The sequence below is a fragment of the Streptomyces sp. NPDC054794 genome (assembly GCF_053611585.1).
In genome coordinates, this window is record NZ_JBSHAQ010000063.1 from 1 (window position 1) to 14611 (window position 14611).

Below are 14611 nucleotides of genomic sequence, written 5' to 3' on the forward strand. Positions count from 1 at the left end.
CGCCCGGTTACATTCCGAACCCGGAAGCTAAGCCTCACAGCGCCGATGGTACTGCAGGGGGGACCCTGTGGGAGAGTAGGACGCCGCCGAACAAATTTTGAGAAGGAGCCCCAACTCCGGGTGAAAACCCGTGAGTTGGGGCTTTTTCGCGTTCACACCACGGTCATGTCCACGCCATGGCGGGTCCATGGAGTCGTCAACGCTCCGTGTCACCGTCGTGACCCATGGTCCGCAGACGCAGAAACAGACGTCGAGTTGTCACTGTGCTGGCAGGTGCCGCCGTGCTCGTCACCGGAGCCGCTGTCGCCCTCGCGGCCGTCGGTGGACAGGGCACCGCAGGACCGAAGGACGACGGGACCGCCGTAACTCCCGTCGGCTACAAGGTCACCCCCGCCGGGCTCCAGTCCCGGCTCGGCAATCTTCCCCTCAACGCCGTGCTGTCACCGGACGGGAGCATGCTCCTGGTGACCAACGCCGGCCAGGGCACCCAGTCCCTCCAAGTGGTCGACCCCGAGGACTCGGAGGTCGTACAGACCATCTCGTACCCCAGCCCCCAGGCCGTCTTCACCGGGCTCGCCTTCAGCCCCGACGGCAGGCGTGCCTACGCCAGTGGCGGTGGACGGGAGATCATCCACACCTACGACGTGCGCGACGGCCGGCTGACCGAGATCAGCCCCATCAAGCTGCCCACGAAGAACCCCGAGGGCCAGCCGGTGAACATGTATCCGGCCGGTCTCGCCGTGACCCCCGACGGCAAGCGGCTCGTCGTCGCCGACCGGCTCGCGGATGCCGCCACCGTGGTGAATCTGGGAGACGGATCCATGGCGACCGTGGCCGTGGGGCACGCGCCGTACGCCGTCGCCCTGGCGGAGGACGGCAGGACCGCGTTCGTGACCAACCAGGGCGGGGACACCGTCAGCGTCCTCGACCTCAGCGGGGCGAGTCCCGTCCAGCAGACCGCGGTCAAGGTCGGCACCCATCCCAACGCCGTCATCACCGACGCCGCGCACCGTACCCTCTATGTCGCGAACGGAGACAGTGACCAGGTCAGCGTGGTCGATGTCGTCACGCGCAAGGTGACGCGGACGATCGGGCTCGCGCCGTACAGGCACGCCCCCGTCGGCAGCAATCCCGACGCGCTCGCCCTGTCGGAGGACGGCCGGTGGCTCTACGTCGCCAACTCCGGCAACAACGACATCGCCGTCGTCGAGCTGAGGAACGGGCGTACGGCCGGGCTCATCCCCACCGCCTGGTATCCGACCGCCGTCGTCGCACACCACGGGAAGCTGTACGTCACCAACGCCAAGGGACTCGGGGCCGGCCCCAACAACGGTCCCGGATACCCGAATCCGACCTCCACCGCCCCGACCTCGCCCGACCAGTACTCGGGTTCGATGATGAAGGGCACCCTGTCCACCATCGCGCTGGACGGCGGGGCGAAGCAGCTGCGTCGGTGGACGCGGACCGTCGTCGCCAACAACGGGTTCGCCGAGGGGAACGGCCCGCGGGCCGTCGGTGCCGTCGTGCCGCGGCGGATCGGGGAGAAGACGCCGATCAAGCACGTCATCTACGTCGTCAAGGAGAACCGGACCTACGACCAGGAGTTCGGCTCCCTGGAACAGGGCAACGGGGACGCCTCCCTCAACCTCTTCGGGGACGAGTCCGCGCCCAACGCCCGCGCGCTGCAGCGGCAGTTCGTCACCCTCGACAACTTCTACGCCGACGCCGAGGTCAGTGCCCAGGGCTGGAACTGGACCGTGGCCGCCAACTCCAACCCCTACAGCGAGCAGGGCTGGCCGGCCAACTACTCCGGCCGCAACCACACCTACCCGTCCGAGAACGGCGATCCGGCGATCGCGCCCAACAAGGACCCCGAGCACGCCTATCTCTGGCAGCGGCTCCACGACAAGGGCGTGAGCTTCCGCAACTACGGGTTCTATGTGGGCGCGGATGCGAGCGGGAAGGCCGTCGCCGAGGATCCCGTGCTGAACGCGGGCACCGACCGCGACTTCGGGCCGTACAACCTCAGTTGCCCGGACTCCGCCGGCACTTTCCCGGCGCGCTCCGCGATCTGCGGCAGTCCGCGGATCGAGGAGTGGAAGAAGGAGTTCGCCCGGTACGAGGCGAGCGGGGAGCTGCCCGCCTTCGAGATGGTGCGGTTGCCCAATGACCACACCTCGGGGACCAAGGCCGGTATGCCGACCCCGAAGGCCTATGTCGCCGACAACGACTGGGCGCTCGGGCAGCTCGTCGACGCCGTCTCGCATTCGAAGTTCTGGAAGTCCACCGCGATCTTCGTGACCGAGGACGACGCCCAGAACGGTCCCGACCATGTCGACGCGCACCGGACGATATCGCAGGTCATCAGCCCGTACACGCGCACCGGGCGGGTCGACTCGACCTTCTACAGCACCGCCTCCATGGTGCGGACGATCGAGCTGCTGCTGGGGCTGTCGCCCATGACGCAGTTCGACGCGTACGCCACCCCGATGGTGAACTCCTTCACGGCCCGGCCCAACGCGGCGCCGTACGACGCCGTGCGGCCGACGACCGACCTCACGGCGGTGAACACGGCCGGCTCTCCCCTGGCCGAGGTGTCGGCGAAGCAGGACCTCACCAAGGAGGACCAGATCGACGAACGGACCTTCAACGATGCGATCTGGAAGAGCGTGCGCGGGGCCGGGTCCGTGATGCCGGAGCCGAGGCACGACCTGTACGGGGCCGTGCCGAACGACCAGGCCGAGGAGCTGGAGGACGGCGACTGACCGGACGGCCGACGCGCCGGCCGTCCCGGGACGCGGCTAGAAGGTCACCTCCGCCGTGTCGACGGTCCCGCCCTTGCGGCCGGGTGCGCCGTGGAACTTCCAGTAGAGGTTCGTGTGGGCGATCACCAGGTCCGGGGCGGGAGCGCCGTACTTGGTGAGGTCCTCCGTCGTGTGGGCGTCGGCGACCAGCGTCGCGTCGTACCCGCGAACGATGGCGCCGTGCAGCGTCGAGCGCACGCACATGTCGGTCTGGGCGCCCGTGACGACGAGCCGGCCCACACCGTGCTCGGCCAGCACGGACTCCAGGTCGGTGTCCTCGAAGGAGTCCGGGTAGTTCTTCGCGACGAGGGGCTCGGTGTCGCGGCGCTTGAGTTCCGGGACGTACTCCCAGCTCTCGCTGCCGTGGACGAGCTCCTCGTCGGAGTGCTGCACCCAGACCACCGGCACGTCCTGTGCGCGCGCCCGGTCGACGAGGGTGTCGATGTTGGCGATGACGGTGTCGCGGTTGGGGGCGCCTGCCACCACGCCGTTCTGGACGTCGATGACAAGCAGTGCGGTGTTCGGGCGGTTCGGCAGAGTTGTCATGGGAGTCACGGTAGACCGTGCCACTGACAACGGCCCCGGCTTATATGAGGTGAAGGGCCGGCGAGCGGGTACTAGCGTGGCCGCATGAACAGCTTGATCAGCGACGACTATGTGATCCGGGCGATACGAGCCGACGAGTGGCCCGCCGTGCGGCGGTTGCGGCTCGACGCGCTGCGGGACCCGGTCGCGCCGCTCGCCTTCCTCGACACGTACGAGGACGCGGCCGCCCGGGCCGACTCCTTCTGGCAGGAGCGGGCCGCGAACTCCGCCGAGAACGCGAGCGGGGTCCGGCAGCTCATCGCCGAGGCCTCGGACGGGGAGTGGGTCGGCACGGTGACCGTGCTGGTCGAGGAGGCCGGGTCGACCGATTGGGCGGGATTCCCGGTCGAGCGGCGGCAGGCGCATGTCGTCGGTGTGTTCGTACGGCCCGAGCACCGCGGGAACGGGCTGATCAAGGCGCTGTTCGAGGCCGGCCTGGAGTGGGCGTGGGAGCGCGGTGCCGAACGGGTGCGTCTGCTCGTGCACGAGGACAACTCCCGGGCCCAGGCCGCCTACCGGAAGGTGGGGTTCGCGCCGAGCGGGGTGACCGTGGCGCTCGCCGGGGACACGGGCGAGCAGGAGCTGGAGTTCGTCCTGCCGCGCTCCTAGGGCCCGTCCGGCGGATCGGGCCCTGACGGGGACCTCTGTCCCCGAGAGAAGGTCTGTGTGGGGTATCCCGTGGACGAGTGCGGATTCGTACACTCAACTCCATGGGAAAACAGGACCACTCCATCATGCACCTCCTGCCCGACGAACTGCAGCGGGCGCTGCGGGCGCAGGGGACGGAGGTGCGGTTCCCGGAGGGGCAGGTGATCTTCTGGGAGGGGCAGCCCTCCCACTCGGTGCTGGTCATCGAGGAAGGTCATGTGAAGGTGACGCAGCGCGCGAGCGACGGCGCGGAGGTCATCCTGGCGATCCGCGGTCCCGGTGAGGTGATGGGGGACGAGGGCGTCCTGATGGAGGAGCCCCGGTCCGCGACGGTCACGACCATCACCGATGTCGTCGGGGTCGACATCGCGGCCGACGACCTCCTGCGGTTCGTGGAGGAGCAGAGGCTGTGGCCGGAGATGTACAAGGCGGCCGTCCGGCGCCGCCGCCAGTCCGACCAGCAGGTGCTCCTCGCCCGGCTCGGCGTGCGGAACCGGCTCGCCCGTTGGCTGCTGGAGCTGGCCAACGAGATCGGTGAACAGACCGGCGACGGCTGGGTGCTGGCGGTGTCGATGTCCCAGCAGGACCTGGCCAGCCGGATCGGCGCGTCGCGCGACGCGGTCGCCATCGAGCTGCGCAAACTGCGCGAGCAGAAGCTGGTCACCACGGGACGGCGTCAGATCACCTTGCACGACCTGGAGGCTCTCCGCAGATTCACACTGTGAGCCGTATGGACACCCATCCGAGAGTGTGGAAAATTACATACAGGCAAGCTGAATGACTCGTCGAGGGGGATGTATGAGTCTGCAAGTGCTGGGCGCTGTATGTATCGCCGTCGCGATCGTCGGAGGGGGGTTGAAGATCAACGAAGTGGAGATCCCGCAGCTCTCCCAGCGCCGGATGATCACGCTGGTCCTGGCGGGATTCCTGTTCCTCGGCTCGGGGTTGCTCATGGGGCAGGGGGTCGACCCGGCGGTACTGACGACGTAGACAGAAGGTGGCGGCGTGGAGGAAGAGCTCGGTCCGTTCCAGGACATCTGGGATGCCTGGCAGGAAGTGCACGACGAGGTGGCCGACAAGCCCCTGTCCCACTTCCGGCGAGCCACGGACATCCAGTTCGACGAGCTGGAGGAACATCTCGCGGTCGGCGACCGCGACGCCGCCGCCCGGGAAGTCGTGGACATCATCAGCATCGCGTTGAACACCATGCGCTGGCTCGGGCACACCCCCGCGGAGATCGCCGAGATCGCGCGGGCCCGAGCCGAACACCGCATGAAGGGGCAGGCGGCCCAGATTCTCGCCAAGTACCAGGAGAAGTACGGGATCTGACAGCCGGTCCGGCCGCGGCTCACACAGGCAGTTCGTGGTGCGGCCAGCGGGCGCGGCCCTGCTCGTGGGAGCGGAACAGGGCCAGCGTCGGCATTCCCCGCTCCGCCCCGCCGGCCAGCAGGTCCGGGAGCCCGGGGAGCGGGGCGACGGCAGCGATGTCGTCGAGCACGAGGGTCAGTGGTGGGTCGAGCCGACCGGAGGATGACCGTTCGGCCATGCGCCGGCCGCGCTCGACCACGCTGGAGACGAGGGCCGTCAGGAGGGGCATCGCCCCGGGGTTGGTCCTGGGGTCCTCGATGGATTCACCGACCACATAAAGCGTGCCCCCTTCGTTGACGAAGGAATCCAAGGCAAGCGCATCATTTCGGTTTGCGGTGCACGACTCGCGGATGTTGACCGTGGAGAGCGCGGACAGCGCGCGGCTCGTCAACTGCTGCGCCATGTCCCGGCGTTCGGGGTGTCCGGTGAGCGCCGCTTCGAGCTCGCCCGCCGCGCCGGGGGCCGCCTTCGGATTCGTGCGCAGGGTTCGTACCGCGTCCTGGATCTGGGTGCCCTGGGTCCAGCGGTGTACGTGGCGGATGGTGCGGTTGTCGATGGCGGCGCCGTGCAGATAGCTCCGCAAGAGGGTTTCGGCGGTGTCCGCGAGGGCCTGGTCGACCTTGGCCGTGGGTCTGATGGGGGCGAGGAGGGCGGCCGCTCTCGCCGCCGCCGTCTGCTTCTCCTCGCAGCCCGTCGTGGGCGGCCAGTGCAGGCGGGCCGGGGTGTCGCAGAGGTGGGTGGGGTCGTAGAGGAGGGTGGGGCCGAGTTTGGCCCGGGCGTCCTTCGTGTCCAGCCAGAGGGCGGGGTTGGAGGTCACGACCAGGACGGGGCCTTCCGCGTCGCGGATCGCCTGGGCCGCGGTGGCCTGCCGGCTCTCCCGCGGGGCCACGAGGGTCTTTCCCCATCCGTCCACGCGATCGCCGTCGGCCGGGAAGCGGGGGGCGGGCTCCTGCGGGGCCGTCGCCTGCAGGACCTTCGTCTGCTGCGGCTCCGGCTGCGGCCGGGATTCGGGGACCGGCGGTGCTTCCGGCTCCGGGGCCGCTGACTGTGCCTCTCGCTGCGGCTGGGACTGCGGCTGGAGGTCCTGTTCCTGGCGCGGTACCGGTACCGGTACTTCGTGCCGCGGCCCGGTCGCCGCGGCCGCGCGCCCCTTCGCCGCCCGCTGCTCCGAGCGTCGCCGGGCCTTCCCCGCTCTCCAGCGGGCCAGTGTCCCCATGACGAACACGGTGAGGACGAACAGCACCATCAACTGGCCGATGAACAGGCCCCAGAACAGCCCGTACCCGGAGAGCTGGTCCGCGGGCGTGTCCGGCCAGGCGCCCGTGATGTCGTGCGGACTGCCGATGAGGTGCCGCATGGCCAGGGGGGTGCGGGTGAAGGTGACGGCCGACGGCCAGGCGCCCCGCGAGAACCACCCGGCCAGTCCCGTCGCCGTCCACACCAGCAGGGTCATGCCGAGGAGGAACGCGAGTATCCCGATCAGCAGGCCGTCGGGAATCCCGCCCTGGGTCTCCCGCCGGCGGTCTTGGTGATCGTCCGGTCTCACGATGTCCCCCTACGCCACCGTCGATTCGGAGTCCCCGAGGTGCTGCTCCACGAAGGCCGCCGCCCGTTCCTCCGCCTCCAGCTCGGCGGCCCGCAGCGCGTCGTCGGCCTCCAGGTCGGTGGACGACTCGGTCATCGCGCGGTCGGTGAAGACCAGCGGCCGCTCCGTCTCGGTCACCAGGTGCTTGACCACCTGGACGTTGCCGTTGACGTCCCACACCGCGATACCGGGTGTGAGAGTGGGGATGATCTCCACCGCCCACCTGGGCAGGCCCAGCACCCGACCCGTCGCCCGTGCCTCGTCGGCCTTCTGGGCGTAGATCGTCCGCGTCGACGCCATCTTCAGGATCGCCGCGGCCTCCTTCGCCGCCGCGCCGTCGACGACGTCGGACAGATGGTGGACCACCGCCACGAACGACAGACCCAGCCGCCGCCCGAACTTCAGCAGCCGCTGGAACAGCTGCGCCACGAACGGGCTGTTGATGATGTGCCAGGCCTCCTCGACCAGGAAGATGCGCTTCTTGCGGTCGGGGCGGATCCAGGTGTGCTCCAGCCACACGCCGACGATCGCCATCAGGATCGGCATGGCGATGGAGTTCCGGTCGATGTGCGAGAGGTCGAAGACGATCAGCGGGGCGTCCAGGTCGATGCCGACCGTCGTCGGGCCGTCGAACATGCCCCGGAGGTCACCGTCGACCAGGCGGTCCAGGACCAGCGCCACGTCCAGGCCCCACGCCCGTACGTCGTCTATGGCGACGTTCATCGCCTCGGCCGACTCCGGCTCGGGGTGCCGTAGCTGCTCGACGATGTCGGTCAGCACCGGCTGGCGCTCGACGATCGTCTCGTTGACGTACGCGTGCGCCACCTTGAGCGCGAACCCGGACCGCTCGTCCAGGCCGTGCCCCATCGCGACCTCGATGATCGTGCGCAGCAGCGCCAGCTGACCGGTCGTCGTGATCGACGGGTCGAGGGGGTTGAGCCGGATCCCGTGGTCCAGTGCCGCCGTCGGGTCCAGCCGGATGGGAGTTATCCCCAGCTCCTGGGCGATGAGGTTCCACTCGCCCACCCCGTCCTCGCCCTGCGCGTCCAGGACGACGACCTGCCGGTCGCGGAAGCGCAGTTGGCGCAGGACGTACGTCTTCTCCAGCGCCGACTTGCCGTTGCCGGACTCCCCGAGGACCAGCCAGTGCGGGGCCGGGAGTTGCTGGCCGTACAGCTGGAAGGGGTCGTAGATGTAGCCCTTCCCGGAGTACACCTCGCGGCCGATGATGACGCCGGAGTCGCCGAGGCCGGGGGCGGCGGTCGGGAGGTAGACCGCCTGGGCCTGGCCCGTCGACGTGCGCACCGGCAGCCGGGTCGTCTCGACCTTCCCGAAGAGGAAGGACGTGAAGGCGTCGGTGAGGACGGACAGCGGATCCCGCATGCTTTGCCCTACCTTCGGATGCCGGTGGCGAACGGGAGTGTGTTCACGAAGGCCCGGTGGTGCTCTCGGTCGCACCATTCCAGCTTCAAGTACGACTTTCCGGCCGAGGCCCTTATCGTCCGCTTGTCGCGGGCCAGGGACTCCGGGGAGCGGGAGGACACGGTGATGTAGCCGACCAGGTTGACGCCCGCGGCGCCGCTGGCGAGGTCCTCGCCGCGCTGGTCGAGACGGTTGTGGGCGGCGACGTCGCGCGGGTCGACGGTGCGGTTCATCTTGGCGGCGCGGCTGGCCTCGGCCTCGTCGTTCGTCTTCTCGGTCAGCATGCGCTCGATGGCGACCTCGGTGGGTTCGAGGTCCATCGTGACGGCGACCGTGCGGATGACGTCCGGGGTGTGGACGAGCAGCGGGGCCAGGAAGTTGACGCCGACGGGCGTCATCGGCCACTCCTTCACCCAGGCCGTGGCGTGACACCAGGGCGCGCGGGTGGCGGACTCCCGGGTCTTGGCCTGGAGATAGGTGGGCTCCATGGCGTCCAGCTCGGCCGGCCAGGCGTTGCGCTTCGTCATCGCCTGGATGTGGTCGATCGGGTGGTCCGGGTCGTACATGGAGTGCACGAGCGAGGCGAGCCGGCCCTGGCCGAGCGGCTGCCGCACCCGGATGTCCGCCTCCTGGAGCCGCGAGCAGATGTCGGTCAGCTCGCGCGCCATGACGACCGCCAGCCCCGCGTCCCGGTCCAGCTTCCGCCCGGACTGCGGCCGCGCGGCCCGCGCCATGGCGTGCGCCTCGGCGGCCAGTTCGCGCGTGTAGTGCATGCAGGCCACGAGATAGGCGCGGTGCTGCTCGCTGCTGGTGGACACCATCGACTGCAACTGGTCGTACGACTGCTGCAGCCACGTCAGCGCCTTCTCGTCGCCGCGCAGCGCGACGTCCTTGGCGTGGGCGTCGGGGTCGGCGGGCAGGGTGCGGGCGAGCATCTGGAGCCGGGTGACGAAACCGTCGCCGTTGGCCACGTGCTTGAGCAGTGTCCCGAAGCGGTCGACGAGGGCCTCCTGGTCCTCGGAGTCGCGCAGGCCGACGCCGGGTCCCTCGATCTCGATGGCGGCGGTGACCATCTTGCGGTCCGCGTGCAGCAGGACGGCGATCTCGTCCGGGCCGAACGGCGCGGCGAGCCAGGTGATCCGCCCGATCCCGGGCGGCGGCCCGACCTCGATCTCCCGCCCGTCGAGATGCGTACCGGCCTCCATCACGCCGCTGCGGTACACGGTGCCCCGCCGCAGGGTCCGCTTGTAGCTGCGGTTGATCTCGAACCACTTGTAGAACGTCCGGCGCTTGTACGGCACGTACACCGCCATCAGCGCCAGCAACGGGAAGCCCGTCAGCAGCACGATGCGCAGGGACAGCACGGGCACCAGGAGACCGCACATCATGCCGAGGAACGCGCCCGCGACGATCAGCGCGATCTCGCCGGACTCACGGTTCCGGCCGACGATCGCGTTCGGCCGGGCGCGGCCGATGAGATATGTACGGCGGGGCGTGACCGGATGGGACATGTGGGACTCGGTCGTCAACGCCCTTCACCTCCCGAGCGGTTGCTGCTGTTGCGGGTGTTACTGGCATGCGGAGTGTTCGCGGGGCTGGGCGCGCGCGGTGCGGGTGTGGCGGAGGGGACGGATCCGCCGCCGCCACCGTTCGAGGAGCGTGTGCTGTGCGCGGCGACTCCGCCCTGGGCCGGGTTGGCCGGGCGGGGGCCGCCGGAGCCGGACTGGCCGCCGCCCCCGTTGTTGTCGGCGCGGGCGCTGTGCGTCTTGATGCCCTGCGCGACCAGGGTGGCGGGGGAGCTGATGACCGCGGCGGCCTTGCCCTCCGCGCCCTGCATGATGCGGTTGTTGCGGCCGTTCGCGATCTCGTCGCCGAAGCCCGGGACGAAGCGGTAGATCATCGCGCTGGCGAAGATGGCGAGCAGGATGATGGCGAGGCCGGAGACCACGGCGGAGAACGCGTTGGGGCCGTCGTCGCCGGACAGGGCGCCGGCGAGGCCGAGCACGATGACGATCACCGGCTTGACCAGGATGACGGCGATCATGATGCCGGCCCAGCGGCGGACGTGGCCCCACAGGTGCTTGTCGACCAGCCCGGCGTAGACGACGGTGCCGAGGAGGGCGCCTACGTACAGCAGGGCGGCGCGGATGACGAGCTCCAGCCACAGGATGCCGGCGGCGAGGATCGACACCAGCGACACGACGATCAGCATGATCGGGCCGCCGCCGATGTCGTCGCCCTTGCCGAGGGCGCCGGAGAAGGTGCCGAAGAAGGTGTCCGTCTGGTCGCCGGTGGCCTTGGCGAGGACGTCGGTGACGCCGTCGGTCGCGGAGACCACGGTGTACAGGATCAGCGGGGTGAAGGCGGACGCCAGCACCGTCAGCCACAGGAAGCCGATGGCTTCCGACAGGGCGGTGGTGAGGGGGACGCCGCGTACGGCCCGCTTGGCCACGGCCAGCAGCCACAGCAGGAGCGTGAGGATCGTCGAGGCGGCGAACACGACGGCGTACTGCTGCAGGAACTTGGCATTCGTGAAGTCGACGTTCGCCGTCTCCTTCACCGCGTCACTCAACTTCCCGATCGTCCAGGACGCGGCATCCGCACAGCCCTTGGCAAGCGAGGAGAGGGGGTCGAGGGTGGTGGAGAGGGGGTCGGTGCCGGTGCCGGTGATGCCTTTGGAGCCGGAGTCTCGTTCGCAGTATTGCTTGGCGGGGCCGATCAGCAGGTCACACGGGTTGTTGCTCTTCGACGGTGACGGACTCGGAGTAGGTGCGGCGACGGCACGGGCGGCCAGGAGTACGGCGGTTGCCTGCACAGCGGCCACCGTGCCGGTGAGCCTGAGGACGCGACGCGGGTTACCGGGCATACGTGAACCCTCCGTACTCCTCGATGGCCTTGCTGATTTCGTCGGAGCCTGCGGCCTTGTCGTCTCCGGGGACTGGTGCGGGGCCGTCCTTCTGCGTGTCCGTGTCGATCTTCCAGTCACCGTCGACCCACTGAAGGTCGAAGGTCCAGGTCTTCCAGGTGGAGCTCACCGGGTCGGTCGAGTTCGACGACGACATTCCGATGAGGCCCATGTACCAGACCGAGATTTTGGCGCTGCTGCCGCTGTACTGCTCGCCCTTGGTTCCCACAGGAATGGTGCGCGATACGAAGTTGCTGCCCTGTGGCGCGTTGCCGTTCGCGTCGAGGCCCAGCTTGCTGAGGAAGCCGGCTGAATAGGCCTGGTCCATTGCGTTCTGGAGCTTGGACACTGCAGTCGGTGTGTAGACGCTGTCGACGATTCTGTGCCGGCTGTCCTTGTTGAACATGCCCGTCGAACCCAGCACCACCGCGTAGTTCGCCGCCGCACTCTGCGCCCCCTGCTCACTGTGCGCGAACCCCGAAGGAATCCCCCCGGCCTTCGACTCCACCGGCTTTTCTCCGGTTGCCGCGGTTGGTGAAGTTGCCGGCTTGTCCTGGTTGGTGTCGGAGGGCGACTTCGTGTCGTCGCCGCCGCGGTTCGCGAACGCGATCGCGGCGATGAGGAGGACGACCACACCGACGACCGTGACCAGGCTTCTGGAGGAGGACCGGGCGCCCCGGCGCGCACCGCCGTACGGATCGCCCTCGGGGAGCCGCGTGCGGGTCTGCCCCGTCTCGGCGTAACCCCCGGAGGAACCGTGCTCGTCATCGAGACTCATGCCGCGTACGCCCCCTCGACGTCGTACCGGACACCGTAGAAGTACGACGGTAGCCGTGCTGGTTCCCGCGCGGGCGCGGTGTGATGACTCGACATCAGGGAAACGTAACCTCAGCCGGTGGGCGCGACGGGCGGGTGAAGTCGGGGGGACCGGGCGTGCCCGGAGCGGACGCGAGGACGTGAGGGGCCTGCGGCTACACGGCCATGCCGTAGACGATGGTGAACAGCGTGCCGAGCGAGCCGATGATGAAGACTCCGGTCAGACCGGCGATGATGAGGCCCTTGCCCTGCTCGGCGCTGAAGGTGTCCCGCAGGGCCGTGGCGCCGATGCGCTGTTTGGCGGCACCCCAGACGGCGATGCCGAGGCAGAGCAGGATGGCCACGGCCATCACCACCTCGATCATCACCTTCGCCTCGTTGCCCAGGCTGCCGAAGGGGCCCCAGTCCGGAGCGATCCCGCCGATGATGGTGTTGATGTCTCCCTTGTCGGCCGCAAAGAGCATGTAAGTCACCGCCCCTGGTGGGTAGTTCCGCTAGCCCCCTGCGCTGCGCAGAGGTCAGGCCTCATTCTCGCCGACAATGACGCCGTCGTATGTCGACTTGACGTCATTGATTGGCGGGTTTCGTACACGTGCCCCGTACGGTCACTCTGTGTATCACGGCAGGTCACGCCGGGCAATGAGGCCTGAGCGGAACCTGTCGTGTGGTTCCGTCGTTGACCCTCTTCACGGCCGACGCGGGTTTTTGACGGCTGGTCGGGTGAGTGGTCGACTCGATGTTCTCACGCCGGCCCGGGCGGCCTGAACGGCCGCATGTCCGCACGGACTTCCGCGTTGCAGGCTCAGCGGGGCTTGAGGCCGTGCAGCAGGTGGTGCACGTGCTCGTCCAGGCCGGCCAGGGCCTGTTCCGCCGGGATCGAGCCGTTGGCGGCGAAGGTGGCGAGGCCGTGCAGGCTCGCGGCCGCGACCAGGGTGATGCGTTCCGGGTCGCCCGCGACGACCTCGCCCCGCGCCTGTGCGTCCGCGACCAGTCGCATGAAGGAGCCGACGGACCGCTCGACTTCGGCGGCGAGCTGCGCCGAGGCCTCGGGTTCGTGCTTGCGCGTGAACATCAGCTCCAGCAGCGCCGCGTTCTCGACGGCGAACCCGACGTACGCCTTCGCCAGTGACGACAGCCGCGGCTCCAGGGGGAGCGCGGGGTCGTCGGCGGACTCCAGTGTGCGCGCCAGCCGTTCGTACCCCGTCACCGCCAGGGCGTCGAGCAGTGCCTGCTTGTCCTTGAAGTGCCGGCCGGGGGCGGCGTGGCTGACCCCGATCTCGCGGGCCAGTTCGCGCAGGGACAGCGCGCCGGCGCCGCGGTCGCGCAGGGTGCGCTCGGCGGCCGTGAGGAGGGCGGAGCGCAGGTCTCCGTGGTGGTAGGGGCGGCTCTCGGGCATGCGGACCATCGTATCGGGATGTAGTCGGCGGCAGCATTGTTGTCGCCGTCACCATTGTTGTCATTGACAGCATTGTTGCCGCTGCCTACATTGGCGGCATGGCTGACAAGACCGACGCGCTCAAGGCGCGCACAGGGAACGCGACCCACCTCCCCGACCTCTCCGGCCGCACCGCCGTCGTCACCGGCGCCAACAGCGGCATCGGTTTCGCCGCCGCCGACGCGCTGGCCCGCGCGGGCGCGCACGTGGTGTTCGCCGTACGGGACCTCGAACGCGGCGGGGCCGCCGCCGCGCGGGTGGGCGGCAGTACGGAGGTACGGCTCCTCGACCTGGCCGACCTGGCCTCCGTGCGCGAGTTCGCCGCCTCCTGGGACGGCCCGCTGGACCTGCTGATCAACAACGCGGGCGTCATGATGCTGCCGGAGCAGCGGACCGCGGACGGCTTCGAGATGCAGTTCGGCACGAACCACCTCGGCCACTTCGCCCTGACGAACCTGCTGCTGCCGTACGTCACCGGCCGGGTGGTGACGGTCGCCTCCGGCGCCCACCGCATGGGCGACCGCGTGATCCACTTCGACGACCCCAACCTCACGGGCCGCTACACCCCGCAGCGCGCCTACTCCCAGTCCAAGCTGGCGAACCTCCTGTTCACCCTGGAGCTGCAGCGCCGCCTCACCGAGTCCGGCTCACCCGTACGGGCCCTCGCGGCCCACCCCGGCTGGGCGGCCACCAACCTCCAGAGCCACACCGCGAACCCGGTCGCCCGCGTCCTCATGCAGGTCGGCAACCGTTTCCTGGCCCAGGACGACACGGCGGGCGCCCTGCCCACCCTCTACGCCGCGACCCAGGACCTCCCCGGCGCCAGTTTACGTCGGTCCCGACGGCCTGGGTGAGATGCGCGGCGCGCCCACCCTCGTGGGCCGTATCGCGGCGGCGAGCGACCCGGTGGCGGCGCAGCGGCTGTGGACGCTGTCCGAGGAGCTGACCGGGGTCAGCTGGGGGCTCAAGATCGCCGCCGTCCTGTGACCGGGGCGGCGGGACCGGGGCGAGCGGGCACGGTTACCGTGAGCGGAATCAACCGT

The 14611-nt window shown here is 69.5% G+C and carries 13 protein-coding genes, 1 rRNA gene and 1 pseudogene; 7 read left to right on the top strand and 8 right to left on the bottom strand.

What is annotated here, in order from left to right; all coding sequences use genetic code 11:
* Positions 1 to 92 (top strand): 5S ribosomal RNA (gene rrf, locus ACWGKT_RS41140); the annotation flags it as partial.
* 189 nt (positions 93 to 281) lie between these two features.
* Positions 282 to 2765 (top strand): bifunctional YncE family protein/alkaline phosphatase family protein, encoded by a 2484-nt coding sequence (locus ACWGKT_RS41145; RefSeq protein ID WP_453277712.1) that lies wholly within the window; start codon positions 282 to 284, stop codon positions 2763 to 2765.
* A gap of 36 nt (positions 2766 to 2801) precedes the next feature.
* Here ACWGKT_RS41145 and ACWGKT_RS41150 read toward each other — a convergent pair whose 3' ends face one another.
* Positions 2802 to 3350 (bottom strand): cysteine hydrolase family protein, encoded by a 549-nt coding sequence (locus ACWGKT_RS41150; RefSeq protein ID WP_356148821.1) that lies wholly within the window; start codon positions 3348 to 3350, stop codon positions 2802 to 2804.
* Between the two features lie 84 nt (positions 3351 to 3434).
* Here ACWGKT_RS41150 and ACWGKT_RS41155 point away from each other — a divergent pair, with 84 nt between their 5' ends.
* The 4 genes from ACWGKT_RS41155 (at position 3435) to ACWGKT_RS41170 (ending at position 5366) form a co-directional block, all read left to right on the top strand.
* On the top strand, positions 3435 to 3998 hold the full coding sequence (locus ACWGKT_RS41155; RefSeq protein WP_453277713.1) for a GNAT family N-acetyltransferase: 564 nt from the start codon (positions 3435 to 3437) through the stop codon (positions 3996 to 3998).
* 101 nt (positions 3999 to 4099) lie between these two features.
* Positions 4100 to 4762, top strand: a complete 663-nt coding sequence (locus tag ACWGKT_RS41160; protein WP_453277714.1) for a Crp/Fnr family transcriptional regulator — start codon at positions 4100 to 4102, stop codon at positions 4760 to 4762.
* A 73-nt stretch (positions 4763 to 4835) separates the two neighbouring features.
* Positions 4836 to 5027: a hypothetical protein gene (locus tag ACWGKT_RS41165; protein ID WP_235459452.1), complete on the top strand. Its 192-nt coding sequence runs from the start codon at positions 4836 to 4838 to the stop codon at positions 5025 to 5027.
* Positions 5028 to 5042: 15 nt separating this feature from the next.
* Positions 5043 to 5366 (top strand): hypothetical protein, encoded by a 324-nt coding sequence (locus tag ACWGKT_RS41170; RefSeq protein WP_453277715.1) that lies wholly within the window; start codon positions 5043 to 5045, stop codon positions 5364 to 5366.
* A gap of 19 nt (positions 5367 to 5385) precedes the next feature.
* On the opposite strand, the gene ACWGKT_RS41175 is transcribed toward ACWGKT_RS41170, so the two are convergent.
* The 7 genes from ACWGKT_RS41175 to ACWGKT_RS41205 form a co-directional block, all read right to left on the bottom strand.
* Complete coding sequence (locus ACWGKT_RS41175) at positions 5386 to 6951, bottom strand: type VI secretion protein (protein WP_453277716.1); 1566 nt, start codon at positions 6949 to 6951, stop codon at positions 5386 to 5388.
* 9 nt (positions 6952 to 6960) lie between these two features.
* Positions 6961 to 8373: an ATP-binding protein gene (locus tag ACWGKT_RS41180; RefSeq protein ID WP_453277717.1), complete on the bottom strand. Its 1413-nt coding sequence runs from the start codon at positions 8371 to 8373 to the stop codon at positions 6961 to 6963.
* An 8-nt stretch (positions 8374 to 8381) separates the two neighbouring features.
* Positions 8382 to 9923: an SCO6880 family protein gene (locus ACWGKT_RS41185; protein ID WP_453277741.1), complete on the bottom strand. Its 1542-nt coding sequence runs from the start codon at positions 9921 to 9923 to the stop codon at positions 8382 to 8384.
* A gap of 14 nt (positions 9924 to 9937) precedes the next feature.
* Entirely contained in the window at positions 9938 to 11278 is a 1341-nt protein-coding gene (locus ACWGKT_RS41190; RefSeq protein ID WP_453277718.1) for a hypothetical protein, read from the bottom strand.
* Entirely contained in the window at positions 11268 to 12095 is an 828-nt protein-coding gene (locus tag ACWGKT_RS41195; RefSeq protein WP_453277719.1) for a hypothetical protein, read from the bottom strand. Before ACWGKT_RS41195 ends, ACWGKT_RS41190 begins: the two co-directional genes overlap by 11 nt.
* Before the next feature lie 193 nt (positions 12096 to 12288).
* Positions 12289 to 12597: a hypothetical protein gene (locus ACWGKT_RS41200; protein WP_014673544.1), complete on the bottom strand. Its 309-nt coding sequence runs from the start codon at positions 12595 to 12597 to the stop codon at positions 12289 to 12291.
* Positions 12598 to 12935: 338 nt separating this feature from the next.
* Positions 12936 to 13538, bottom strand: a complete 603-nt coding sequence (locus ACWGKT_RS41205) for a TetR/AcrR family transcriptional regulator (RefSeq protein WP_453277720.1) — start codon at positions 13536 to 13538, stop codon at positions 12936 to 12938.
* Between the two features lie 89 nt (positions 13539 to 13627).
* On the opposite strand from ACWGKT_RS41205, the pseudogene ACWGKT_RS41210 reads away from it, so the two are divergent.
* A pseudogene (locus ACWGKT_RS41210) lies at positions 13628 to 14555 on the top strand (oxidoreductase).
* The last annotated feature ends 56 nt before the right edge of the window (positions 14556 to 14611 follow it).

Excerpts from the sequence above, each read along its gene's own strand:
- ACWGKT_RS41150 (WP_356148821.1), bottom strand. The coding sequence starts at position 3,350 with ATGACAACTCTGCCGAACCGCCCGAACACCGCACTGCTTGTCATCGAC.
- ACWGKT_RS41155 (WP_453277713.1), top strand. The coding sequence starts at position 3,435 with ATGAACAGCTTGATCAGCGACGACTATGTGATCCGGGCGATACGAGCC.
- ACWGKT_RS41160 (WP_453277714.1), top strand. The coding sequence starts at position 4,100 with ATGGGAAAACAGGACCACTCCATCATGCACCTCCTGCCCGACGAACTG.
- ACWGKT_RS41165 (WP_235459452.1), top strand. The coding sequence starts at position 4,836 with ATGAGTCTGCAAGTGCTGGGCGCTGTATGTATCGCCGTCGCGATCGTC.
- ACWGKT_RS41180 (WP_453277717.1), bottom strand. The coding sequence starts at position 8,373 with ATGCGGGATCCGCTGTCCGTCCTCACCGACGCCTTCACGTCCTTCCTC.
- ACWGKT_RS41185 (WP_453277741.1), bottom strand. The coding sequence starts at position 9,923 with ATGTCCCATCCGGTCACGCCCCGCCGTACATATCTCATCGGCCGCGCC.
- ACWGKT_RS41190 (WP_453277718.1), bottom strand. The coding sequence starts at position 11,278 with ATGCCCGGTAACCCGCGTCGCGTCCTCAGGCTCACCGGCACGGTGGCC.
- ACWGKT_RS41195 (WP_453277719.1), bottom strand. The coding sequence starts at position 12,095 with ATGAGTCTCGATGACGAGCACGGTTCCTCCGGGGGTTACGCCGAGACG.
- ACWGKT_RS41200 (WP_014673544.1), bottom strand. The coding sequence starts at position 12,597 with ATGCTCTTTGCGGCCGACAAGGGAGACATCAACACCATCATCGGCGGG.
- ACWGKT_RS41205 (WP_453277720.1), bottom strand. The coding sequence starts at position 13,538 with ATGGTCCGCATGCCCGAGAGCCGCCCCTACCACCACGGAGACCTGCGC.